28 protein-coding genes are annotated in these 21,443 nt (G+C 71.0%); 15 read left to right on the top strand and 13 right to left on the bottom strand.

Features of this window, described 5'->3' with window-relative positions; translation table 11 throughout:
- On the top strand, nucleotides 1-1,215 hold the full coding sequence (locus ABFX55_RS34025) for a PucR family transcriptional regulator (protein ID WP_346126776.1): 1,215 nt from the start codon (nucleotides 1-3) through the stop codon (nucleotides 1,213-1,215).
- Nucleotides 1,215-2,477, top strand: coding sequence for a DUF3089 domain-containing protein (locus ABFX55_RS34020; RefSeq protein ID WP_346126775.1), 1,263 nt, complete (start codon nucleotides 1,215-1,217; stop codon nucleotides 2,475-2,477). Before ABFX55_RS34025 ends, ABFX55_RS34020 begins: the two co-directional genes overlap by 1 nt.
- A 24-nt stretch (nucleotides 2,478-2,501) precedes the next feature.
- Here the strand turns inward: ABFX55_RS34020 and ABFX55_RS34015 are convergent, their stop codons facing one another.
- Nucleotides 2,502-2,873 carry a hypothetical protein gene (locus tag ABFX55_RS34015; protein WP_346126774.1) on the bottom strand — a complete coding sequence of 124 codons (372 nt, stop codon included), beginning with the start codon at nucleotides 2,871-2,873 and terminating at the stop codon, nucleotides 2,502-2,504.
- A 37-nt stretch (nucleotides 2,874-2,910) separates the two neighbouring features.
- The gene (locus tag ABFX55_RS34010) at nucleotides 2,911-3,312 is read right to left on the bottom strand and encodes a winged helix-turn-helix transcriptional regulator (protein ID WP_346126772.1); all 402 of its coding nucleotides are present in this window, start codon (nucleotides 3,310-3,312) and stop codon (nucleotides 2,911-2,913) included.
- Between the two features lie 120 nt (nucleotides 3,313-3,432).
- Between ABFX55_RS34010 and ABFX55_RS34005 the strand changes: the two genes are divergently transcribed.
- Together ABFX55_RS34005 and ABFX55_RS34000 are read left to right on the top strand one after the other, a co-directional pair.
- Nucleotides 3,433-4,821 carry an MFS transporter gene (locus ABFX55_RS34005; protein ID WP_346126771.1) on the top strand — a complete coding sequence of 463 codons (1,389 nt, stop codon included), beginning with the start codon at nucleotides 3,433-3,435 and terminating at the stop codon, nucleotides 4,819-4,821.
- Between the two features lie 81 nt (nucleotides 4,822-4,902).
- Nucleotides 4,903-5,727, top strand: a complete 825-nt coding sequence (locus ABFX55_RS34000; protein WP_346126770.1) for an NmrA family NAD(P)-binding protein — start codon at nucleotides 4,903-4,905, stop codon at nucleotides 5,725-5,727.
- Here the strand turns inward: ABFX55_RS34000 and ABFX55_RS33995 are convergent.
- From ABFX55_RS33995 to ABFX55_RS33975, 5 genes are read right to left on the bottom strand one after another with little or no spacing between them, the layout of a single operon-like run.
- Nucleotides 5,724-6,320 (bottom strand): energy-coupling factor transporter transmembrane component T family protein, encoded by a 597-nt coding sequence (locus ABFX55_RS33995; RefSeq protein WP_346126769.1) that lies wholly within the window; start codon nucleotides 6,318-6,320, stop codon nucleotides 5,724-5,726. The genes ABFX55_RS34000 and ABFX55_RS33995 overlap by 4 nt on opposite strands.
- Nucleotides 6,317-6,991, bottom strand: a complete 675-nt coding sequence (locus tag ABFX55_RS33990) for an energy-coupling factor ABC transporter ATP-binding protein (protein ID WP_346126768.1) — start codon at nucleotides 6,989-6,991, stop codon at nucleotides 6,317-6,319. The genes ABFX55_RS33995 and ABFX55_RS33990 overlap by 4 nt, the downstream gene beginning before the upstream one ends.
- Complete coding sequence (locus ABFX55_RS33985; protein ID WP_346126766.1) at nucleotides 6,992-8,095, bottom strand: thiolase family protein; 1,104 nt, start codon at nucleotides 8,093-8,095, stop codon at nucleotides 6,992-6,994.
- 1 nt (nucleotide 8,096) lies between these two features.
- Nucleotides 8,097-9,413 carry an AMP-binding protein gene (locus tag ABFX55_RS33980; RefSeq protein ID WP_346126765.1) on the bottom strand — a complete coding sequence of 439 codons (1,317 nt, stop codon included), beginning with the start codon at nucleotides 9,411-9,413 and terminating at the stop codon, nucleotides 8,097-8,099.
- A 7-nt stretch (nucleotides 9,414-9,420) separates the two neighbouring features.
- Nucleotides 9,421-10,020: a biotin transporter BioY gene (locus ABFX55_RS33975; RefSeq protein ID WP_346126763.1), complete on the bottom strand. Its 600-nt coding sequence runs from the start codon at nucleotides 10,018-10,020 to the stop codon at nucleotides 9,421-9,423.
- Nucleotides 10,021-10,260: 240 nt separating this feature from the next.
- Here ABFX55_RS33975 and ABFX55_RS33970 point away from each other — a divergent pair, with 240 nt between their 5' ends.
- Genes ABFX55_RS33970 through ABFX55_RS33960 form a run of 3 tightly spaced genes read left to right on the top strand, consistent with a single transcriptional unit; the run spans nucleotide 10,261 to nucleotide 11,689 of the window.
- Nucleotides 10,261-10,713 carry a hypothetical protein gene (locus tag ABFX55_RS33970; protein ID WP_346126762.1) on the top strand — a complete coding sequence of 151 codons (453 nt, stop codon included), beginning with the start codon at nucleotides 10,261-10,263 and terminating at the stop codon, nucleotides 10,711-10,713.
- The gene (locus ABFX55_RS33965; RefSeq protein ID WP_346126760.1) at nucleotides 10,713-11,111 is read left to right on the top strand and encodes a phage holin family protein; all 399 of its coding nucleotides are present in this window, start codon (nucleotides 10,713-10,715) and stop codon (nucleotides 11,109-11,111) included. Before ABFX55_RS33970 ends, ABFX55_RS33965 begins: the two co-directional genes overlap by 1 nt.
- Complete coding sequence (locus ABFX55_RS33960; protein WP_346126758.1) at nucleotides 11,087-11,689, top strand: DUF3618 domain-containing protein; 603 nt, start codon at nucleotides 11,087-11,089, stop codon at nucleotides 11,687-11,689. The genes ABFX55_RS33965 and ABFX55_RS33960 overlap by 25 nt, the downstream gene beginning before the upstream one ends.
- Before the next feature lie 147 nt (nucleotides 11,690-11,836).
- On the opposite strand, the gene ABFX55_RS33955 is transcribed toward ABFX55_RS33960, so the two are convergent.
- From ABFX55_RS33955 to ABFX55_RS33945, 3 genes are all read right to left on the bottom strand, one after another.
- Nucleotides 11,837-12,223 carry a hypothetical protein gene (locus tag ABFX55_RS33955; protein ID WP_346126756.1) on the bottom strand — a complete coding sequence of 129 codons (387 nt, stop codon included), beginning with the start codon at nucleotides 12,221-12,223 and terminating at the stop codon, nucleotides 11,837-11,839.
- A gap of 114 nt (nucleotides 12,224-12,337) precedes the next feature.
- Complete coding sequence (locus ABFX55_RS33950) at nucleotides 12,338-12,766, bottom strand: DUF4267 domain-containing protein (protein ID WP_346126754.1); 429 nt, start codon at nucleotides 12,764-12,766, stop codon at nucleotides 12,338-12,340.
- Between the two features lie 75 nt (nucleotides 12,767-12,841).
- On the bottom strand, nucleotides 12,842-13,357 hold the full coding sequence (locus ABFX55_RS33945; protein WP_346126752.1) for a TetR/AcrR family transcriptional regulator: 516 nt from the start codon (nucleotides 13,355-13,357) through the stop codon (nucleotides 12,842-12,844).
- 74 nt (nucleotides 13,358-13,431) lie between these two features.
- Here ABFX55_RS33945 and lpdA point away from each other — a divergent pair, with 74 nt between their 5' ends.
- The 7 genes from lpdA to ABFX55_RS33910 all read left to right on the top strand — a co-directional run bounded on the left by lpdA (nucleotide 13,432) and on the right by ABFX55_RS33910 (nucleotide 20,077).
- Entirely contained in the window at nucleotides 13,432-14,811 is a 1,380-nt protein-coding gene (lpdA, locus tag ABFX55_RS33940; RefSeq protein WP_183651916.1) for a dihydrolipoyl dehydrogenase, read from the top strand.
- A 164-nt stretch (nucleotides 14,812-14,975) separates the two neighbouring features.
- Nucleotides 14,976-17,030, top strand: coding sequence for an ATP-binding protein (locus ABFX55_RS33935; protein ID WP_346126750.1), 2,055 nt, complete (start codon nucleotides 14,976-14,978; stop codon nucleotides 17,028-17,030).
- A 32-nt stretch (nucleotides 17,031-17,062) separates the two neighbouring features.
- Nucleotides 17,063-17,398 (top strand): MmcQ/YjbR family DNA-binding protein, encoded by a 336-nt coding sequence (locus tag ABFX55_RS33930; protein ID WP_346126749.1) that lies wholly within the window; start codon nucleotides 17,063-17,065, stop codon nucleotides 17,396-17,398.
- A 114-nt stretch (nucleotides 17,399-17,512) separates the two neighbouring features.
- Nucleotides 17,513-18,259: a phosphotransferase gene (locus ABFX55_RS33925; RefSeq protein WP_346131345.1), complete on the top strand. Its 747-nt coding sequence runs from the start codon at nucleotides 17,513-17,515 to the stop codon at nucleotides 18,257-18,259.
- 81 nt (nucleotides 18,260-18,340) lie between these two features.
- Nucleotides 18,341-19,201: a phosphotransferase gene (locus tag ABFX55_RS33920; protein WP_346126748.1), complete on the top strand. Its 861-nt coding sequence runs from the start codon at nucleotides 18,341-18,343 to the stop codon at nucleotides 19,199-19,201.
- Nucleotides 19,198-19,674 (top strand): GNAT family N-acetyltransferase, encoded by a 477-nt coding sequence (locus ABFX55_RS33915; RefSeq protein ID WP_346126746.1) that lies wholly within the window; start codon nucleotides 19,198-19,200, stop codon nucleotides 19,672-19,674. The genes ABFX55_RS33920 and ABFX55_RS33915 overlap by 4 nt, the downstream gene beginning before the upstream one ends.
- 22 nt (nucleotides 19,675-19,696) lie before the next feature.
- Nucleotides 19,697-20,077 carry a hypothetical protein gene (locus ABFX55_RS33910; RefSeq protein WP_346126745.1) on the top strand — a complete coding sequence of 127 codons (381 nt, stop codon included), beginning with the start codon at nucleotides 19,697-19,699 and terminating at the stop codon, nucleotides 20,075-20,077.
- On the opposite strand, the gene ABFX55_RS33905 is transcribed toward ABFX55_RS33910, so the two are convergent.
- Nucleotides 20,064-20,390, bottom strand: a complete 327-nt coding sequence (locus ABFX55_RS33905; protein ID WP_183651901.1) for a DUF742 domain-containing protein — start codon at nucleotides 20,388-20,390, stop codon at nucleotides 20,064-20,066. The genes ABFX55_RS33910 and ABFX55_RS33905 overlap by 14 nt on opposite strands.
- 93 nt (nucleotides 20,391-20,483) lie before the next feature.
- Between ABFX55_RS33905 and ABFX55_RS33900 the strand changes: the two genes are divergently transcribed.
- Complete coding sequence (locus tag ABFX55_RS33900) at nucleotides 20,484-20,780, top strand: hypothetical protein (protein WP_346126743.1); 297 nt, start codon at nucleotides 20,484-20,486, stop codon at nucleotides 20,778-20,780.
- Here the strand turns inward: ABFX55_RS33900 and ABFX55_RS33895 are convergent.
- Nucleotides 20,750-21,052, bottom strand: coding sequence for a barstar family protein (locus ABFX55_RS33895; RefSeq protein WP_346126741.1), 303 nt, complete (start codon nucleotides 21,050-21,052; stop codon nucleotides 20,750-20,752). The two genes, ABFX55_RS33900 and ABFX55_RS33895, sit on opposite strands and share 31 nt — an antisense overlap.
- Complete coding sequence (locus ABFX55_RS33890; RefSeq protein WP_346126740.1) at nucleotides 21,049-21,417, bottom strand: guanyl-specific ribonuclease; 369 nt, start codon at nucleotides 21,415-21,417, stop codon at nucleotides 21,049-21,051. Before ABFX55_RS33890 ends, ABFX55_RS33895 begins: the two co-directional genes overlap by 4 nt.
- Between the last annotated feature and the right edge of the window lie 26 nt (nucleotides 21,418-21,443).

Genomic DNA, 21,443 nt, shown 5'->3' with positions numbered 1-21,443 from the left:
GTGCGACCGCACAGGGTGGACCACCCTCCCGTGGCCCGGTTGGCGGCCGGTCTGCTGCGCGACGTTCCCGAGCTGACCCGCAGGGTCTTCACGGCGATCGTGGCCGAGGACGCGACCTACGCCGCGCTCGACGCCGAAAGGCTGGCCGAGGTCAGGGAGCACAACAGGCGCAACCTCGTCACGCAGCTGACCGACCTGGCCGAGCAGCGCCCGCCCTCCACGGAGGCGGCCAGGCAGACCGCTCGCCTGCGGGCGGCGCAGGGCTTCCCTCTGGGGGCGCTGCTCCACGCCTACAGGATCGGGTTCAGGGTGGTCTGGGAGAGCCTGGTGGAGCGGGCGACGGCCGATCCCCGCTACCCCGTCGACACGCTGGCCACCTCCATGACCACGGTCTGGACCCTCGTCGACGCCTACTCGGTGGCGGTCACCGAGAGCTACAGGGAGACCGTGGTCGAGCTGACCAGGCACGACGAGCGGAAACGGCTGGTCCTGCTTGACCTGCTCATCGAGGGCAGGGTGAGCGACTGGACGGCGCTCGACGGCAGCGCGCAGGCGCTCGGCCTGCCCGCCAGGGGCCCCTACCTGTGCGTGGTCGCCGACCTCGGCGTGACGATGCCGAGGGGGAGCGCGTGGCGGCTGCGCGCCGACGACCAGGTGGGGGTGCTGGCCGTCCGCGCCTTCGAGGGCATGGACGGCAGGGCAGGCGTCAGCCCGCCGTACGAGCGGCTGACCGAGACGGCTGCGGCGCTGCGTCTTGCCACGCTGGCGCGGGCGAGCCTGCCCGAAGGCGTCACGGGTGTGGCCACGGTCGACGCGCGGCCCGTGGGCGCGCTGCTGGCCGCAAGCCCGGACCTCGCCGAACGGTTGGCGGGCACGGTGCTGGGCCCGCTGCTCGGCAGCAGGGAGAGCGCCCGCCTGCTGGAGGTGCTCGAGATCTGGCTGGAGACAGGGGAGTCCACCGCCGACCTGGCCAGGCGGCTCTACTGCCATCGCAACACCGTCCGCAACAGGCTGGACAGGATCGAGCAGCTCACCGGCAGGTCGCTGGAGCGCCCTGAGGACGTGGCCGCGCTCTACACGGGAGTGCTCGCGCTGCGCCTCACGGGTTGTGCGCCCGCACAGGAGGCTGCTCGGAAGCGGCGGCGCGGGCCTAGTGACTCCAGAACATCGTTCCAGCAGGATCTGGGGACAGCCCGTCCCCGCTGGAGGCGATGATGTCGCGAGCCGTACGTGCCCTGCTCTCCGCACTGGTCATCGCCATGGCGGGGGCGCCGCCCGCGGCGGCCGGCGCGCCTGAGGAGTCCGTCGGCATCACCGGGCCGCTGGCCGAACCTGTGTGGCTGTGCAAGCCGGGCAAGCCGAACAACCTGTGCGGCCAGGACGCCGCCGGGCTTCCCCAGACCCTGCCCCGCTACCCCAGCGGGGCGACCACCCCGCTCGACGCCACCAGGGTCGGCGCGGACGGCACGCTCACCCACGAGCCCTTCGAGGTCGCCGCCCCGCCGCCCGTCGACTGCTTCTACGCCTACCCCACCGTCGACCTGGTCTCCAACCCGCTGCTGCAGATCGGCTCGCTGCCCCCGCTGCCGCGTGACGAGGAACTGGCCGTCACGCTCGTGCAGATCGGCAGGCTCGCCACCACGTGCAGGCTGTTCGTGCCGGTCTACCGCCAGGTGCCGCTCAGCGCGCTCGCGGTCGGCATCATCACGGGGCTGCCCACCGACATGCGTCCGGGAACCCTGGACGTTCAGCAGGCGTGGGAGCACTACTGGACGCACGACAACCTCGACCCCGTCACGGGCAAGCGCAGGGGCGTGGTCCTGCTGGGCCACTCGCAGGGCAACTGGCAGCTCGCCACGCTGATCAGAGACAAGATCGACGGCACGCCCTCGCAGCGCAACCTGGTGTCGGCGATCCTGCTCGGCGGCAACATCGACGTGCCGGTGGCGACCGACGCGTACGGCGGTGTCCCCGTCTGCCGCAGACCCTCGGCCGCCGACCCGGTGCCGACCGGCTGCCTGGTCTCCTTCTCCGCCTACAACAGGCCGGAGGGCGCGCCGCCGAACGGAGCCTTCGGCCGTACCACCACGCCGGGCAACGAGGTCGTCTGCGTCAACCCCGCCCAGCTCCTGCGCGGAGGCGAGGAGCCCTACCTCGACGCCTACCTGCCCACCAGGAAGCTGCTCAACGGCAACGCGCTCACCCCGAACGGCTCGCTCACCCTGCTGCTCGGCAGCTACCGCTTCAGCCAGCACCCCACCGGCTACGACCGCTACACCGACACCCTGCGCGGACGCTGCGCCAGAGCGGTGGACGAGAAGGGGCCCGTCAACTGGTTGCAGGTCAGCGGCGGGGACCACCTGTTCCCCTCGACCGCGCCCGACCACGTGCTGGGCCTGCACGTGGCCGACCACAGCGTCGTCCTCGGCGACGTGGCCGCGCTCGTCGCCGCCCAGGCGGCCGCCTGGAGACCATGACGGCCGCCGTGCCCCCCGATCGGGCTAGGAGCGCTTGTCCTCGACATGGACGACGACCAGCTCATTCCCGTCCTGGTCGCGCTTGCCCCGCCCGAAGAGGCCGACGGTCAGATCGTCGTCGGCCTCGAGCTCGTCGTCGGCGACGTAGGTCAGGATGTCGGGGTGGTGGCAGGTCACTGCCCAGCCGGGCGCGTCGTCGAGGTCGATGGTGGTGAAGTCGCCCGCGGGCGTGCCCGCCTGGACAGGGCCGAACTCGCGGAGCAGGTCTCTGGCCTGCCCGGCCAGATCGCCGTCGGGTTCCATCAGGATCACGCAGGTGCCGTTGGCGAACAGCACCCACGACCTGGCGGGATGCAGCAGCTGCCGCCAGGTCGCTATCACGCTCTCGTGGGTCATGTGCGAGACGGTAGCGATCGGCTACGACAGATCTAGATCATCCTTGGCCGCGAGCCGCCTCACGCTCGGCCTCCACCTTGTCGTCGTAGGCGTACCGGGCGGCGGCGATGTCGTTCTGGTGCGTCTCCGTCCAGACGACCAGGGACTTGATCGCCTCGTGGAGGGTCGCGCCGAGCGGGGTGAGCGTGTATTCGACGCGCGGCGGCACCACGGGATGCACGGTCCTGTCGACGAGGCCGTCGCGTTCGAGCTGCCGCAGGGTGACCGTCAGCATGCGCTGGCTGACGCCGTCGATCTCGCGGCGGAGTTCGGTGAAGCGCATGGTGCGCCGCTCCAGCAGAGCGATCACGAGCAGCGACCACTTGTCGGCGATCCTGTCGAGGATCTGACGCACCTCGCAGTCGGCCCGCGTGTCCCACTGGAGGATCTCGTCATCCATGGTTCTGCAGAAGTAACCCGGTGCCTTTGAAGTGCCGTCTTCCATGCTTCCTCATGGTGACGCAAGATGCTCCCTGTTACAAGAAAGAACTGACGCACCAGCAGGAACCAGGGAGTGCCCGTGACCGCCACCGTTCGACCGCCCACGCCTCAACCGCCCACGCTGAAGATGACACCGCGCGCGTGGGGAATGCTGTTCGTGCTGTGCGGCGCGATCTTCCTTGAAGGCATCAACGTCGCCATGCTCAACGTCGCCCTCCCGGCGATCAGGTCCGATCTCGGCCTGTCCACGGGGGAGCTGCAGTGGGTGATGACCGCCTACGTGCTCGGCTACGGAGGCTTCATGCTCCTGGGCGGACGCGCCGCCGACCTGTTCGGGCGCCGCAGGATGTTCCTTCTGTGGCTCGCCATCTTCCTCGTGGTCTCCGCCGTGGGTGGCCTGGCCAGCGAAGGGTGGATGCTCATCGCGGCGAGGTTCGTGGCAGGCGTGGCGGCGGCGGTCATGACTCCGGCGGGGCTGTCGATCATCACGACCTCCTTCGAGGAGGGCAGGCAGCGCAACCAGGCGCTCCTGGTCTACTCCGGCACGGCGGCGGGCGGCTTCTCCCTCGGCCTCGTGCTGGGCGGGCTGCTCGCCGAGATCGACTGGCGATGGGTGCTCTTCGTGCCCGCCATCCTCTCGCTGCTCATCCTGGTGGCCGCGGTCCCCATGATTCCCAGGACCGACCAGCGCAGGCCGAAGGGGCAGCGGATCGACCTGGCGGGCGCGGTCACGGTCACCGCCGCGATCCTGCTCATGGTCGTCGGCGTCGAGCGGGCCTCGCACGTGAGCCTGGGGCAGACCGTGGCGACCCTCGCGGTGGGCCTCGCGCTGTTCGGCCTCTTCGTCGTGATCGAGCGCAGGTCACCCGACCCTCTCGTGCGCCTCGGCATCCTCCGCTCGGGACCGCTGCTGCGCGCCAACCTCGCGGGGCTGCTGTTCGCGGCCAGCTTCTTCGGCTTCCAGTTCGTCGCCGTGCTCTACCTGCAGGAACTGCGCGGCTGGACCTCGCTCGAGACGAGCCTGGCCATGCTGGCGATCGGCGCGGACGCCGTCCTCGCGCCGACGCTGACGCCCAGGCTGGTCAACCGCTTCGGCAACGCCAAGGTCATCCTGTACGGCCTGCTGGTGGCCGCGCTGTCGTACGCGCTGTTCCTGCCCGTCGGCATGGACTGGGCCTACGCGGCCATGTTCCCCACGATGATCGGCCTCGGCGTGGCGTTCGCGCTCGCCTACGGCCCGCTGACGATCGTCGCCACGGACGGCATCGACGAGAGCGAGCAGGGGCTGGCGGGAGGGCTGCTCTACACCTCCTTCCAGTTCGGCGCCGCGCTCGGCCTCGCCGCCACCACCGCCGTCATCGTCACCTCGCAGGACCTCGCCGACAGCTACCGCTCCGCCTTCGCCGTCCCGCTCGTCGCGGTCGCCCTGGCCGCCGTGGTCAGCGCCTTCGGCCTCAGGCGCCGATGAGTCCTAGGCCCAAAGCCGCACGGCAGACCGGTCCCCGCGGCCGATGTGGGGCACGGGTACGAGCGCGTAGCGTCCGCGGCTATGACGTTTCTCGTGACAGGCGCGACAGGGAAAGCCGGCAGGCACGTGGTCGGCCAGTTGCTGAAGGAGGGGCAGCGCGTCAGGGCGCTGAGCCGCGACCCCGCCAAGGCGAACCTGCCCGAGGGGGTGGAGGTGGTGCGAGGAGATCTCACCGACCCCGCCACCCTCGGGCCCGCGCTCGACGGCGTGACAGGGGCGCATCTGCTGACCATGGGCGGGGACGACTACGCCACGCTGCGCACAGGACCGGAGCTCGCCGAGCTGATGGAGAAGGCCGGCGTACGGCGGGTCACCCTGCTGTGGAACGGCAAGGCCGGCCCGGTCGAGGAGGCCTTCGCGGCGAGCGACCTGGAGTGGACCAGGCTGGAGGCCGTCGACTTCATGAGCAACACGCTCCACTGGGCGCAGGCCATCAAGGCCGAGGGCAGGGTGGAGGAGCCGTTCGCCGATGTGCCCAGCGCGGTCGTGCATGAGGCGGACGTCGGCGAGGTCTCCGCGAGAGTGCTGGTCGACGGCGGGCACGGCGGCAGGTCATACACGCTGACCGGCCCCGAGACGCTCACCGCGCGCCAGCGGCTGAGCGCGCTCGCCGAGGTGCTCGGCAGGAAGCTGGAGTTCGTCGAGCTGACCGAGGATCAGGCGAGGGAGCGCTGGAGGAAGGCGGGCTACGACGAGGAGCTCATCGACCTGCTGGCCGACTGGCAGGGCAACCCGCCGCGCGAGGCGTACACGGTGGTGCCGACGGTCGAGCGGATCATCGGGCGCCCGCCCCGCACGTTCACCCAGTGGGCGGCCGAGCACGCGGAACGCTTCCAGCGGGGCTAGTCGTCCAGGCCGCGGGCGCTCAGGGCCTCGCCGAGGGCGTCCGCGTGCCGGAGCGCGCTGACCACCAGTGGGATGGCGAAGGCGCGCATGCTCCACGAGACCCCGCGGGCCCGCTGCGCCTCGCGTACCCGGGTGGCGAGCGCCGAGATGACCGGCACGCTGCGCACGGTGAGAGACAGGAGCAGCGACACGCGGAAGGGATCGACGCCCACCCTGCGCAGCGGCCCGAAGCAGCGCTCGAAGAAGGTCATCATGTCCGCGAAGCGGGTGGTGAGGGTGACCAGCCCGGCCAGGGCGACCGCGAGGACGATGCGCAGCGTGGAGACGAGAGCCGTGTCGAGGCCCATCAGCACGAACTGCATCACGAAGAGCACGAGCGCGAACCAGCGCAGCGGCCGGATCTGTGCCCACGCGGCGGTGAACCCGACGCCGGAGACGACGTACAGGATCGCGACGAAGGCGCTGAACCCGGCGAGCGCGGCGAGGGAGCCGAGCAGCACGAGCACCGTGCACGACACGACCAGGCCCAGCACCTTGGCCCACGCGGGCAGGCGGTGAAGGAGCGAGTCGCCAGGAACGTAGATCCCGATCACGACATGAGCTTGCGATAGTGGTCGATCGCCGAGGAGGGCAGCCCGTCGGCGACGATCCTGCCCTCGTCGAGGACCAGCACCCGGTCGAAGGAGTCGAGCAGCCCGAGATCGTGGGTGACCACGACGACCTGCTGGGGGAGCTCGCCCAGGAGCTCGGCCACCACGCGGGAGTGCCGCAGGTCGAGCAGCGTGGTGGGCTCATCCATGATCAGGATCCGCGGTTCGAGCACCAGGACGGAGCAGAGCGCGAGGAGCTGCTTCTGCCCGCCGGACAGCTGGTGGGCGGGGTGGTCGGCGTGGTCGGACAGGCCGTGCCTCGACAGCACCCGCTCCACCCTGTCCGCCACCTCGGCGGCGGACAGGCCCTTGCGGCGCAGGGAGAAGGCGACGTCCTCGGCGACCGTGGGCATCACGATCTGCGCGTCGGGATCGGTGAACAGGAAGCCGACCTCGCGCCTGATGCGGGCGGCGTGGCGGCGGGTGTCGTGGCCGAGGACGGTGACCGTGCCCGAGGTGGGCATGGCCAGGCCGTTGATCAGGCGGGCGAGCGTGCTCTTGCCTGAACCGTTCGCGCCGACCACGCCGACGCGGCGCTCGGTCAGCGAGAGCGTGATGCCGGACAGCACGTCGCGCCGGCCGAGCCGTACGTGGACGTCGGTGAACTCGATCACTCACACCACCTCGAACAGGGCCGCGACGCCCAGGCCGCCGCCTACCGCGGCCGCCGCGAGTCCGAGCGTGCCCTGGGGCGCGCCCGCCCGCACGAGCCTGCTGAACAGCCTGGTCACGACCACCGCGCCGGTCGCGCCCCACGGGTGTCCGAGGGCGAGCGCGCCGCCCTGGGCGCAGACCCTGTCGAGGTCGGCCTCGAGCGCGTCGGTCACCGCGAGCACCTGCGCGGCGAACGCCTCCACGATCTCCACGGCGGCGACCTGCTCCATCGCCACCCCTGTACGGCCCAGCACCCGCCGTACGGCGGGCACCGGGCCCCAGCCGGGCAGAGAGGGGTCGCAGCCGACGACCGCGCCCGCCACCAGCCGCAGCCCCGGCAGCCCCTCGCGCAGCCGGTCGGGGACCAGGGCCACGGCGGCGGCGCCGTCGCTGATGGGTGAGGAGTTGCCCGCCGTGACCGTGCCGCCGGGCACGAAGGCCGAGGGAAGCCTGGCAAGCATGGCCATGCGCAGCGCACGCGGCCGCTCGTCGGCGGACCTGCCGTCGACGGGCACGATCTCCTCGCCGAAGTCGGCTGCCAGCGCCAGGGCGTGGCTGCGGTGGGCGTAGGCGTCCTGCCGCTCCCTGCTCACGCCGCGCGCCGCCGCCAGCGCCTCCGCCGCGGGCCCCATGTCGGGGTCGGGATGCCCCTCGGGTGCGAAGGGCGCCCGCGGGTACGGCCCGGCCGCGCCGCGCATCGTCCGCAGCGGCGCGGTGGAGGCGCTCTCCACTCCGCCCGCCACGACGAGGCCCAGGTCTCCCGCGCGGATCGCCTGGCCCGCCAGCAGGATCGCCGCCAGCCCGCTGCCGCACTGGCGGTCCACGGTGACACCGGGGACCTCGTGCCCGAGCCCCGCCGCCAGCGCCGACACGCGGGCCAGGTTGCCGCCCGGCCCCATGCAGTTGCCGAGCACCACGTCCTCGACGGCGAGGTGGGACACCTCGGCCGCGACCGCCGCGATGACGGGCGCGGCGAGCCGGTCGGCCGTCATCGACCTGTAGGCGTGGCCCGCGGTGCCGATGGGGGTACGGCGCGCCGCCACGACGACGGGCTGCTCGCTCATCTCACACCAGCCGGCTGATCGCGGGATCGTCATCGGCCAGGCGCGCGGCGACCAGGGCGCGCGCGGGCTTGCCCGTGGGCGTGCGGGGCAGCGCGCCCATGGCGTACCAGCGGCGAGGGCGCTGTGCGGGGTCGAGACCTTCACGCGCGGCCGTCTCGAGCGCCGACCGCGAGGGCGAGCCCTCCACGACCGCCGTGACGACCGAGCCGAGCTGCGGATGCGGCGAGCCGATGACGACCAGGTCGGTGACGCCCCGCACGTCGCGCAGCACCGCCTCCACGTCCTCGGGCACCACGGTCGCGCCGCCGGTCTGTATCGCGCCGTCGCCTCTGCCGCGCAGCCTGAGCACCTCGCCTGGGCGGTACGGCTCGGCCAGGTCGCCCACGCTCGTCCAGCCCTCGGCGTCGGTCGTGAGCGGGCCCGCCGCCCCCGCCAGGTAGCCCTTCGCCATCCACGGCGAGCGCGCCCACACCTCGCCGCGCCTGACCTCGATCTCCACCTGGGGGAAGGGCCGCAGCCCCGACCCGTCGGCGTCCACGGCCACGAAGGACATCTCCGTCGCGCCGTAGTACGACACGACGCGCACCCCCGCCTTCGCCGCCATGGCGCGTGAGCGGTCGGGCAGCGCCGCGCCGCCGACCACCGCCGTGCGCAGCGGCCCGCCGACCTCCTCCACCACCGCCAGAACGGCCGGCAGCCTGTGCGGCACAAGATGGACCACGCTCGCCCGCCTGAGCTGGACGGTCAGCGTTCCTGGCGACCAGCGCCCAGGGACGATGGCCGTGGCGCCCGCCGCCAGCGCGTGCACGGCGGCGAAGCCGTACAGGGAGGAGACCAGCGGGCCCGGCACGAGTACCACGTCGTCGGGGCCGATGCCCGCCAGCTCGCTCAGATAGGGGAAGGAGCCCGTCCACGAGTGGCGGGTGCGCACGACGGCGCGCGGTCTGCCGGTGCTGCCCGAGGTGAGACACGCCCACGCCAGGTCGTCGGGCCCTTCGCAGGGTGAGGGAGCGGGGTCGGGAGCCTCGGGCAGAGCGCTTTCGACGTGCAGGCTCACCGGGACCGCGGCCGTCACCCTGGCGAACTGATCAGCCTCGCACAGCAGCGGAGTGGCTCCCGCCAGGTCGGCGGCCAGCACTGTCACCAGCTGCTCCACGGGGTCGGCCAGGCTGATCGCGACCAGTCCCTTGTCGCCCAGGCGCCGGGTGCTGACGCGCTCCCACAGCTGGGCGTAGGTGAGCGAGCCTCCGGGGCCGCACAGCGCGAGCTGGTGTGGACGTTCGGTGGCGTGACGCAGGACCTGTGCGGCGACCGGCATGCTCGGCTCAACCGGCCTTGACGCGCTCGCTGTGGACGGCGGGAATCGCGTCGGGGTAGGCCCGCTGGGTGCCTCTGGCCACGACCGCGGCCAGCACCGCCTTGGCCACGTCGCCCGGCACGAACGCCAGGCTGAGCAGCGCCGCCTGCGCCAGCGGCAGCCCGGTGACCGCGGCCTGGACGGGGATGCCGAACAGGTAGATCACTCCGACGCCGCCCGCCAGGCAGGCGACGACCAGCCGTACGATGCCGGGGGTCCTGCCGCCGCGCTCCACGATCCAGCCGGTCAGGGCCGCTCCGGGCAGCCAGCCGAGCAGGAAGCCGACCGAGGGCCCTGTGAAGACGCCGAGCCCGCCGCGCCCGCCCGCCAGCAGCGGGAGCCCCGCGGCGACCAGCAGGATCAGCACGGCGACCGCCAGGGCGGCGCGCCACGATCCGAGGATGGCCCCGGCCAGCATCACGCCGAACGTCTGGAGGGTGATGGGGACGGCGTTGCCGAAGACGTTGAGCGCACCGGGCAGGCCGAGCACGGCGATCAGGGCCGCGAACACGCTGATCCTGGCCAGGTCGCCGGTCGGGAACCTGCGGCGGGGGGATTCATTCGTCATGCGTCTGATCCCACACCAGGACGTCTGGGTTCAAGCATGGAGAGATCCCACAACATTCTCGGTGTTCGTCTGAGCTACACGGACGTGACAACGGTACCTGGCTCTCGAACAAGCAACGGACCCGTGTCCTCGCGGAAAGAGTCGCTGCCTCGCGTCCGGGTAGCCGCAGCCGTTCAAAGCTAGGCATCTGGAGGCAAGGTGACTGAATATCAGTCAACCGGCGACAGACCGGCATCAGAGGTGGCAGATACCGCGCGCCGTCAGGCCGCCGTGGTGACGGGCGAAGCCAGGTCACAGGCGAGCAGGGTCGCGGGGCACCTCAAGGACCGAGTCGGCAGAGAGGCCGACTCTCAGACGCACAAGGCGGCGCGGAGCATCCGCCAGTGGGCCGACGATCTCGCCTCGATGGCGGAGAGCAGCAAGCCCGACTCGCCCATGCGCTCGGCGGCTCACCAGGTGGCGAACACCGGCCAGCGGGCCGCCGACTACCTGGAGGAGCAGGGCCTGTCCGGTGTCGTGCGGGAGGTTCAGCACTTCGCCCGCACGCGTCCAGGAGTCTTCCTCGCCGGCGCCGCCGCCGCGGGATTCCTCGTCGGACGGATCATCAAGGCAGGGGCCGACGTCGCCCAGGAGGAGACGCACCGGCAGGTCAGGGATCCGTACACCGGGCCGGGCGCCGCAGGAGGCCCGTGATGAGCGAGCCGATCGGTCGGCCTGACCGCTCGATCGGCGAGCTGGTCGGTGAGATAGGCGAGGACCTGTCGAAGCTGTTCAGGCAGGAAGTCGCCCTGGCCAGGGCGGAGATCAAGGAAGAGGCGCGCAAGGCCGCCAAGGCGGGAGGCATGTTCGGCGGCGCCGGCTTCGCCGGCGTCATGACCGCCGTCCTGCTCAGCCTGGCTCTGGTGTTGGGACTGGCCAACGTCATGGACGCGGGCTGGGCCTCGCTGATCGTCGCGGCCCTCTGGGCCGTCGCCGGCGCGGTGCTGTACGGCAAGGGCCGCGCTCTCGCGCGCGAGGTGTCCGTCAAGCCGGAGCAGACCGTCGAAACGCTCAAGGAGGATGCTCGATGGGCACGAGACCTGACGAGATAAGGCAAGAGATCAGCCAGACCCGGGCGGAGCTGACCGGCGACGTCGACAGGCTCGCCGAGCGCACCAGCCCCTCGCGGATCGCCAGGCGCCGAGCCGCCCGCGTCCGCGCGGCCGCCCGCACGTGGCGCGAGCGGGTCATGGGCGTCCCCACCCAGGCGGCGCAGACCGGCAGGCAGGCCGCCCACCAGACAGCAGAGACCGGACGGCAGGCCGCCCTCCAGGTGGCGGAGACCGGACGCCAGGCGGTCGACGCCGTCGCCTCGGTTCCCGCGCAGGCGGCCCGTACGGCTCGGGGCAACCCGATGGCGGCGGGCCTCATCGCCTTCGGCGCGGGGCTGCTCGCGGCCAGCGTCATCCCCGAGACCCGCGCCGAGCGCGAGGCCGCGCGACAGGCGAGGGAGTACGTGGAGCCCATGGCCGAGTCGCTGAAGGAATCGGCCCAGCACCTGGGACAGGAGGCGAAGGAGGCCGCCCGTCAGGCCGGCGAGCAGGTCAGGCAGACCGCCGCCGAGGCCGCCCGCTCGACGGGACAGGAGGCGCGCGAGCAGGCCCAGAACGTCAGGAGGGACGGCTTCTAGGCCGGTACCGCCGTGGGCGCTCCAGGACGCGCGCCCACGGCTCCCTCCTGCCAGACCATCCGCTCGTGACGACGCGGAGTACTTCATGCCAGAGATCCGCAGGAGATGGGACCTGCAGGGCGACCGGCATCCGTAGGAGGACGACGGTCAGCGGTCGAACCAGGACCTGGCCCCCGGCGTGCACAGCAGGGCCAACGCCGTCGCGGGCAGGATCACGTGGGGGTTGAGCAGATCGCCGAGGATGAAGTAGCCGAGAAGGACAGGCGGCAGGACCTGTAGTCCCAGAGCCACCGTCTCCACGATGATCGCCAGGATCAGGACGGCTCTTCTTCTCGAGTGCCATCTCACCACCACGAACAGCAGCACCGCCGTCAGCAGCAGCGTCACGGCGAAGACGATCCCGACGATCGTCAGTCCGGACGGCACGCCCAGCATGAAGAGCAGACCGAGGAGCCCGACGACGGCCTGGATCGCCATCACGATCCTGGACGCGTGGGCGACCACGGGCATCCGCGAGGCGAGTTGATCAGTCACCGGCCCACCATGGCACACCGAGAACGGGTGGGACCAGGCCGCGGCTGCCGCCGGGCGGGCTGCCCGCCGGGGGCCGGGTGCGGCAGGGAGGTGCTGCCGTTCAGGGGGTGCGGCTCAGCTGGTGGAGGCCGTGTCGTGGCGGGGCAGGGCGCCGGAGGTGTTCGCAGGGCGGTCGTGAGCGGTCCGCAGGAGCAGCGCGCCGGTCAGTGCGACCAGGACGGCGGTGAGGCCGTGGACGAAGTACGCCATTACGGCCGACCCGTTGTGGCCGAGGACGAGGGCGGCGTCGCCGAACGGGACGAGGGCCATGGCGAGCATCGTCCAGCCGAGGGCGCGGCGCTGACCGGTGACGAGGAGGGCGACGACGATGAGCCCGGATGCCAGATCCCGGACGCCCTTGACCTGGAGGAACCCGTTGTCGGACGGGATGGCGGGCAGGCCGAACCCGGCGGCGGTGGCCTGCGGCGCGAAGAGGTAGCTGACGCCGATGTAGAGGATGAACAGAGCGCCGAGGACGGCGAGGACGGTGGCGACGCGGTTCATGACAGACTCCTTGATTAGTTATTAGTCACTAAGTTTCATGGGCGTGAGGCGACGCCGACGCGCCCCGATGAGGGATCAGGGGGCGAAGTCGGCCCAGACGCGATGGCTGGAGGGGAAGCCGAGGGAGACGAGAGTGTTGATGAGCATGCCGTACGACATGAAGAAGGTCGTCTCGTGCGTGTCGGCGCCGAGGAGCAGGTGCATGGAGTCCCACCAGTCCTCCCACACCTTGCGGATCTCCGCGCCGAACTCGTCCTCCATGGCGGCGACCGCGACGTAGACCTGCATCTGCATGAGCAGCATGTCGCGGTCCTCGATGAAGGTCTTGTAGGCCGCGGCCATCGACATGTGCGGGTCGGCGTCGGTGCAGGCCTCCTCCAGCACGCGGCGGGTCTCCGACAGGCAGCGGGTGGCCGCCGCCAGGAAGATGGCCTGCTTGCCGGGGAAGAGCCTGAAGAGGTATGGCTGGCTGACGCCGACGCGGCGGGCGATCGTCTCGGTCGAGGTGCCGTGGTAGCCGCCGCGCGCGAACTCGGAGATCGCGGCGCGGATGACGCTCTCGCGCCGTTCCTCGGCGCTCATTCTGACCATGCGAGTAAGTTAGTGGCTAATCACTAACGGGGTCAAGTTCGGCGGAGCAATCCGCGTCCAATAGTGTCCGGAGCATGAGCACTCACTTCGACGTTGTCGTCCTCGGCGCGGGGCCCGGGGGATACACGGCGGCGGTCCGCGCCGCCCAGCTCGGCCTTCGTACGGCCGTCATCGAGGAGAAGTACTGGGGCGGCGTCTGCCTGAACGTGGGCTGCATCCCCTCCAAGGCGCTGCTGCGCAACGCGGAGCTCGCGCACATCTTCACCAAGGAGGCCAAGACCTTCGGCATCAGCGGCGAGGTGAGCTTCGACTACGGAGCCGCCTTCCAGCGCAGCCGCAAGGTGGCCGACGGGCGCGTCAAGGGCGTGCACTACCTGATGAAGAAGAACTCGATCACCGAGTACAACGGTCGCGGCACCTTCGTCGACGCCAACACCATCGAGGTGAACGGCGAGAGCATCACCTTCGGCAACGCCATCATCGCGGCGGGCACCACCACCCGCCTCATCCCCGGCACCAGCCTGTCGGAGCGCGTGGTGACCTACGAGGAGCAGATCCTCACGGAGGACCTGCCCGGCAGCATCATCATCGCGGGCGCGGGCGCCATCGGCGTGGAGTTCGCCTACGTCCTGCACAACTACGGCGTCAAGGTGACGATCGTGGAGTTCCTCGACCGCGTGGTGCCCCTCGAGGACGAGGAGGTGTCGGCGGAGCTGGCCAAGCGCTACCGCAAGCTCGGCATCGACGTGCTCACCTCGACCAAGGTCGACAACATCGAGGACACCGGCGCCTCGGTGAAGGTCACGGTCTCCAAGGACGGCCAGCAGCAGGTGCTCGAGGCCGACAAGGTGCTGCAGGCCATCGGCTTCCAGCCGCGGGTGGAGGGCTACGGCCTGGAGAACACCGGCGTCAAGCTGACCGACAGGGGCGCGATCGCGGTGGACGGGCGCGGGCGCACCAACGTGCCGCACATCTACGCCATCGGCGACGTCACCGCCAAGCTGATGCTGGCCCACGCCGCTGAGTCCATGGGCATCATCGCGGCCGAGACGATCGGCGGCGCGGAGACCATGGAGCTCGACTTCCCGATGATCCCGCGCGCCACGTACTGCCAGCCGCAGATCGCCAGCTTCGGCTTCACCGAGGCGCAGGCCCGCGACCTGGGCTACGACGTGAAGGTGGTCAAGTTCCCCTTCACCGCGAACGGCAAGGCCCACGGGCTCGGCGACGCCCAGGGTTTCGTGAAGATCATCGCTGACGACACGCACGGCGAGCTGCTCGGCGCCCACCTGATCGGCCCCGAGGTCACCGAGCTGCTGCCCGAGCTGACCCTGGCCCAGCAGTGGGACCTCACCGTCCACGAGGTGGCGCGCAACGTGCACGCCCACCCGACGCTCGGTGAGGCGGTCAAGGAGGCGATCCACGGCCTCGCGGGCCACATGATCAACATGTGACGTCCGCACGCAGGCGTCCTCGGGCCCTCAGTGGCCCGAGGAGCTGGTTGCTTCTTGCGGCGCTCCCGTCCCGGCGGTCTATCCTCGTCCGGTGGCTCGTGGAGCTGGTTGCTTCTTGCGGCGCTCCCGTCCCGGCGGTCTATCCTCGTCCAGAGGAGGGTCGCATGGACGCACCACCTGGCTGGCGCCGCGGTGGGAATCTCCCCGCCGAGCTCGCCTCCTTCATCGGCCGCGGTGAGCATCTGCGGAGGCTCACCGAGATGCTGGCTGCCTCGCGCCTGGTCACGGTGACAGGCCCCGGAGGGGTGGGCAAGACCAGGCTCGCCGTACGGGCGGCCGGCTCCCAGCACGGCCGCTTCCCCGACGGTGTGTGGATGGCCGACCTCTCGCAGGTCCGCGACCCCGAGATGGTGCCCCACGCGCTGATCGCCGCGCTCGAGTTACAGGACCGCTCCACACGCGACAGGGTCGACTTCCTCGTCGACTTCCTGCACGACAAGGAGCTGCTGCTCGTGCTCGACACCTGCGAGCACCTCGTGGCCGAATGCTCCGAGCTGGTGGAACGGCTGCTGAGCGGCTACGGCGTGCGCGTGCTCGTCACCAGCAGGCAGCCACTCGGCCTCGACATCGAAAAGCGCCTCCCGCTCCCGCCGCTCGACGAGGCCGACGCCGTCGAGCTGTTCCTGGAGAGGGCCTCGCTCGTCCAGCCCGACCTGGCGCCCGACAGGCAGACCGTCGCGCAGATCTGCCGGCACCTCGACCGTATGCCGCTGGCCATCGAGCTGGCCGCCGGACGGCTGTCGGCGCTCTCGGCCGAACAGCTCCTCTCCCTGCTGAACGACAGGTTCAGGCTCCTGCGCAGGGAGGCGCACGGCGTCGGCCCCACGCGCCACCACGCGCTGCGCGCCACGATGGGCTGGAGCCACGAGCTGTGCGAGGCGAACGAGCGGCTGCTCTGGGCCAGGCTCGCGGTCTTCGCGGGCTCCTTCGACCTGGCCGCCGCCAAGTACGTCTGCGCCAGCGACGAGCTGCCCGAGGCCGAGGTGGCGAGCGCGCTGACCGGGCTGGTGGACAAGTCGATCGTGACCAGGACGCCCTCCTCGGGGCGCTACCGCCTGCTCGACACCATCCGCGCCTACGGGGCCGAGCGCCTGGAGGAGCTCGACGAGACGGCGTGGCTGTGCAGCAGGCACCGCGACTACTACCTCGACCTGGCCAGGCAGGCAGAGCGCAGCTGGTCGAAGGGGTCGAGGCAGGTCTACTGGTACCTGCGGATGGTGGTCGAGCACCCCAACGTCATGGCCAGCATGGAGCGCTGCCTCGCCACGCCGCACGAGATCGAGCGCGGACTCGACCTGGCCGCCTCGCTGTGGTTCCTCTGGCACGCCTGCGGCTTCACCGGCGAGGGCGCCCACTACCTCGACCGGGCGCTGAAGGCCAGCAGGCGACCCAGCAGGGAACGGTGCAAGGCGCTGTGGGTGCGGGCCTTCGTCGCCTCCGGCCAGGGCGACATCGAAGGGGCCGAACGGCTCGCGCGGCGCTGCGCCGAGGAGGCCGCGCTCCTGGGCGACTCCGAGGCCATGACCTACGCCTCCAAGATGACCGGCCTGTGCGCCTACCTGCGCGGCGACTTCCCCAGGGCGACCGCCTACCTCGAACTGGCGGTCAAGTCGTTCAGGGCGGAGAGCGGGCTCAACCCGGGGCTGCTGCCCGCGATCGTCGAGCTGGCGCAGTGCCTGGGCGCGCAGGGCCAGCCGGAGAACGCCGAGCAACTGCTCAGCGAGTGCCTCGACCTGTGCGAGGCGAACGGCGAGCGGTGGGTGCGCTCCTATGCGTACTGGGCGCTCGCCGACGTCCACAGGGCGCTCGGCCGTACCTCCAGGGCGATCACCTCCGCGCAGCGGGCGCTGCGCAGCAAGCGGGAGTTCCACGACGTCATCGGCTCGCTCCTGGTCATGGAGACCCTGGCATGGCTGCTCACGGACGGCTCGCCCGACGCCGCCTCCGCCGAGCAGGCCGCGCTCCTGCTCGGCGCCGCCGAGGCGGGATGGCGGCGCTTCGGGCTGGAGCGGCTGTTCGGGTCCCCGCCGTTCATGGACCAGAGCGAGGAGGCGGTCAGGCGAGCGGTCGCGGTGCTGGGCGAAGGCGCCTTCCAGGAGATCGCGGACAAGGGGGCGGCCTTCGACCTGGACGAGGTGATCGCCAGGGCCGTCGCCTAGGACTGTCGGCGCCGTCTGGTTACATGTGCGGCATGGGTGTGAGCGTCGAGGAGTTCATGGCGATCGTCCTGCGGTTGCCTGAGGTGTCGCAGCACGAGAGCGCCGGCTATGTCGGGTTCAAGGTGCGTGGCAAGGGCTTCGGCTACCTCTGGGAGGAGACCGAAACCGTCGGCCTGAAGGCCACGGTCGAGGAGCAGCTCGCGCTGGTGGCCGAGCGGCCCGAGGTCTTCGAGGTCCAGTTCACGGCCGGCAGGTTCGGGTGGGTGGTGGTGAGGCTGGCGGGCATCGAGGCCGACGAGCTCGCCGAGATGGTCACCGAGGCGTGGTCCCTGTCGGCGCCCAAGGGCCTCATCGAGGCCACCCTCTGACGGCATGGGCCCTCGCTCGGCGCGCTTCGCGCGTGGCGCGTTCGGGCCGGCCTCCCGGCGCACCGTGCCGCTTCCTCCGCAGGGAAGCGTGATCTACTGAGGGCCGTGGATGTGATGCAGGGGTGGGACAGCGTGGCGACGCTGGTGGACGGGCGATGGATCGACAGGCGCCCGCGCCGCCCGGAGGTGGCCGATCTGCTGATCATGGAGAGCAGGGTGATGCCCTGGCTGGCTGTCCAGCTTCCTCTCAAGGTCCCCGTCCCGCGCGTGGTGGAGAGCGAGCCGCTGGTCGTCAGGCATGAGGCCGTTCCCGGTTCGCCTGTCACGGAGTTGACGGCCGTCCACGGCAGGCAGATGGGCGCCTTTCTCAAGGCGCTCCACGGGGCGGACGTCGCCGGAGCGGTCGAGCACGGCCTGCAGGGCGCCGAGGTCACCCTCCAGGAGCGGCGGGCCTTTCTCGGGCGGTTCAGGGAGGCGGTCGTGCCCATGGTCCCCGAGCGCGCGGAGGCGCAGGCGTTGCTCGACGCGATCGAGGCGCTGCCCGCCGACACCGTGGTCCATGCCGATCTCGGGCCCGAGCATCTGCTGGCCGTGGACGGCGAGCTCACCGGGGTGATCGACTTCTCCGACGCCCATGTCGGTGACCGGGCGATCGATCTGTCCTGGCTGTTGTACGGCACGCCGCCGCCGTTCGCCGAGGCGCTGGCCGAGGCCTACGCCGTCACGGTCGAGGAGCGCGGGCGCGCCCTGCTGTGGCATCGGCTGGGGCCGTGGCACGAGGTCCTCCACGGCCTGGAGACCGACGACCCCTCGACCGTCGCCTCCGGCCTGGAGGGTGTGAGAGACCGCCTCGCGCCGTGAGCCTGCCAGATGCGGGTGCGGGTGCGGGCGCGTGCAAAAGCGGATGCTCAAGGACACAACGGGCCGCTAGGGTCGGGCGGCGTGACAGCTGACCACACTGAGGTGTTCGAGCGGTTCGGCCTCCCCTCGCAGGAGTCGATCTACCCGTACGCGCCGGTCTTCACCGGGTGGATCGACGGCGTGCGCGTGGCGGTGAAACGGACCCATGACGCCGAGGCGATGGGCCGGTGGGTGCGCAGGCTGAAGGAGCTCGGCCTGCCCGTGGTCACGCCGCTGGCGGGGCCGTACGAGATCGGCGACGATCACTGGGTGGCCTACCCGTGGGTGGAGGGCCGCGCCTACGACGGGTCGGAGCGGGACGTCGCCGCGGCGGGTGAGCTGCTCGGCCGCCTGCACGCGGCGGGCACCAAGGAGGGGCTCGAGGACTTCGGGTGGCCCGACCACGACGAGACCTCCGTGCAGGAGGACGTCGACGGGCTCGCGCCGTACACGAGCAGGTTCGACGAGCCGCTGCGGGCGTTCATGACCACGACACTGCCCGCGATCCGCGACGCCGGACTGCCGGTGGCCGAGGTCAGCATGGACTTCAAGGCGGTCAACCTGGTCTACACGGGCGAAGGGCCCGTGCTGGTCGATCCGGACAACGGCGAGCGCGCCCCCCGCCTGCTCGACCTCGCGCTGGCGGCGTTGCTGTTCCACAACGACCTGGACGGCGAGCCCGCGCGGATGTTCACCGCCGCCGAATGGGCGAGCTTCCGCGACGGCTACCTGCGGCACGTCGAGCTCACCGAGAAGGAGCGGGAGCTGTGGCCGACGGCCCTGCTGTACATGATGCTGGAATGGGGCGTCTGGACGGTGATCAACGGCGAGTGGCACCTCGACAGGCACGCGCGCTTCCTCACCGACCTGCTCGCCGTCGATCTCGGGAGGTACGCGCTGTGAGACTGCGGGAGTGGACGGCCGGCGACGCGGACATGGTGCTCGAGGCCTTCAGGTCCGAGGACATGCGCGCGCAGAGCGGCGAGCCGATCCGCACGCTCGACGACGCCGTGCGTTGGATCGAGGGCTGGCAGGACAGGGGGCACGCCTTCGCGGTCGAGCTCGACGGGCTCGTCGTGGGCAACGTCGCGGTCACCGGCATCGACAGGCACGGCAACGGCTGGGTCTCCTACTGGACCACCGCGCAGGCGCGCGGCAGGGGGGTGGCGGCGCGGGCCGCGGGCCTGCTGGCCGAGTGGGCCTTCGCCGAGCGGGGGCTCTTCAGGCTGGAGCTCGGCCACCGCACCAACAACCCCGCCTCCTGCAGGGTCGCGGTCAGAGCGGGGTTCGTGGCTGAGGGGATCGAGAGGGGAAAGCTCGTCTACGACGGCGTACGCTACGACGTCGAACGGCACGCGCGGCTGGCCACCGACTGACACGCTCCTCTACTCTCGGGCTGTGGACAGCGAGAGCCGCGCGGCGGCCGGGCTGCTGGCGGCCATGAGCAGGGCGGCGGCCATGTTCGACGAGCTGCGCCATCCGTTCGTCAGGCGCGAGCAGCTGACCTACTTCCAGCCCGCAGGATGGACGACGGGCGTGCTGTTCACGCTGCCCGACGGGCGGACGGTGCGATTCTCGGTGTCCTTCGCCCACTCCGAGACGTTCTTCCACGTCAGCGGCGAGGCGCTGGTCGAGGAACGGGCGCTGGTGGAGTTACCGACGAAGAGCACAGGCAGCATCCACGAGGCGCTGGCGCTGCTCGAAGGGCACGTCGGCGAGGTCGTCTCGCCGGCCCGACGGCTGCTCGACCAGCTGCTCGAGGAGATCACAGAGATCTGAGGCCGTGCAGCACCTCGCGCAGCACGCCCACGTCCTCGGCCGCGTGCCGTACGGTGACCAGCTGCCTTTCGCGCAGATCGCCGAGCAGCACGCGGACCACGCCGAGCGACAGCCCGGTGGCGGAGGCCACCTCGGCGACGGATATGGGGTTGCGGCAGGCGGCGAGCACCCTGAGGTACTCAGGAGTGAGACCGGCGCTGGGCGAAGGCACCCCTGTCGCCGCCACGATGGCGATCAGGTCGAAATCCTCGCCCGTCGGGCGAGTACGGCCGCGCGTCATCATGTACGGCCGGACTAACCAGTCTTCACTCATCTCGTCGCCTCCGGGAAGCGGCCAACAGTAGCAACCTCTGACCCGTCGGTGACAGTATCTGCGGGCACTCCCTACGTCGAGAAGGGAGTGAGAATGCTCATCGGGGAGCTTGCCGAGACACAGGTGTGGCTCGCCGACCCACAGGTGGTCGAGCGAGGGGAAGAACTCGAGGAATCGGTGCAGGTCGTGCGCTACGCGCCGACGGTCGTGACCGCCGAGGTGGCGGGCGGCGCGGCGCACGTGGAACTCAGTGTGGTCGACGGCTCACTGACGTGGTTCTGCACCTGCGGCGAGGGCCGCGAGGGCGTGTTCTGCGCGCACTGCGTGGCCACCACACTGGCAAGGCGCAGGCTGCTGGTTCAGTCGGCCTGCAGAAGAACCGACAGGTAGGCGTCGCCGCCGGCGCCGTCGGCGACCGCCTCGGTCAGCACGGCCGCGATCGCGTCGTAGGCCGTGGCATCGGCCGCGCGCAGCGGCGCGGGGTTCGACCAGATCAGCACGTGCTCGCCCGCGGGCAGCCAGGACAGGTCCGTGAGGCAGTCGTAGAGCGCGTCGAGGTTGTGCCCGAAGTAGGAGGGGAACTTCAGCGCGGAGGCGATCGCCGCCATCACCGCGTCGGAGGTGTCGAGCGCGTCGCCGCCGATCTCGTGCTCGAACCTCATCGCTTCACGTCCACGGAGACGAAGGAGCGGTAGTGGTCGGCGGTGTAGTAGAGCTCGTTCGCTCTAACCCCTGTGACCAGCCGCCGCGCGCCCCTGTCGCGCGAGCCGGGGGTCGGCACCGTGTACTCGTGGTAATAGCCGCGCTTCTGCTGCGGCAGCAGCCGCTCCCGGTTCTGGAACACCACGCCGTCCCTCCTGTAGGGGAAGGGGCCGTCGTTCTGGATGAGCTTCCAGGTCATGGCCGCTTCAGGCGGGAGCGAGGAGAGCGCCTTGACGGGCATGGCCGTCGGGACGACGGCGGCTCCACAACCCCCGATGAACGTGACGAGTACCAACAGGACCGCTGCGATGCCCCTGAAATTCACCTCATTCGGCGTACCCGGACAAATTC

The organism is Nonomuraea roseola, assembly GCF_039535395.1.
In the GTDB taxonomy this organism is placed as follows: Bacteria; Actinomycetota; Actinomycetes; order Streptosporangiales; family Streptosporangiaceae; genus Nonomuraea; species Nonomuraea roseola.
This window is presented reverse-complemented; position numbering and strand designations above follow the sequence as displayed.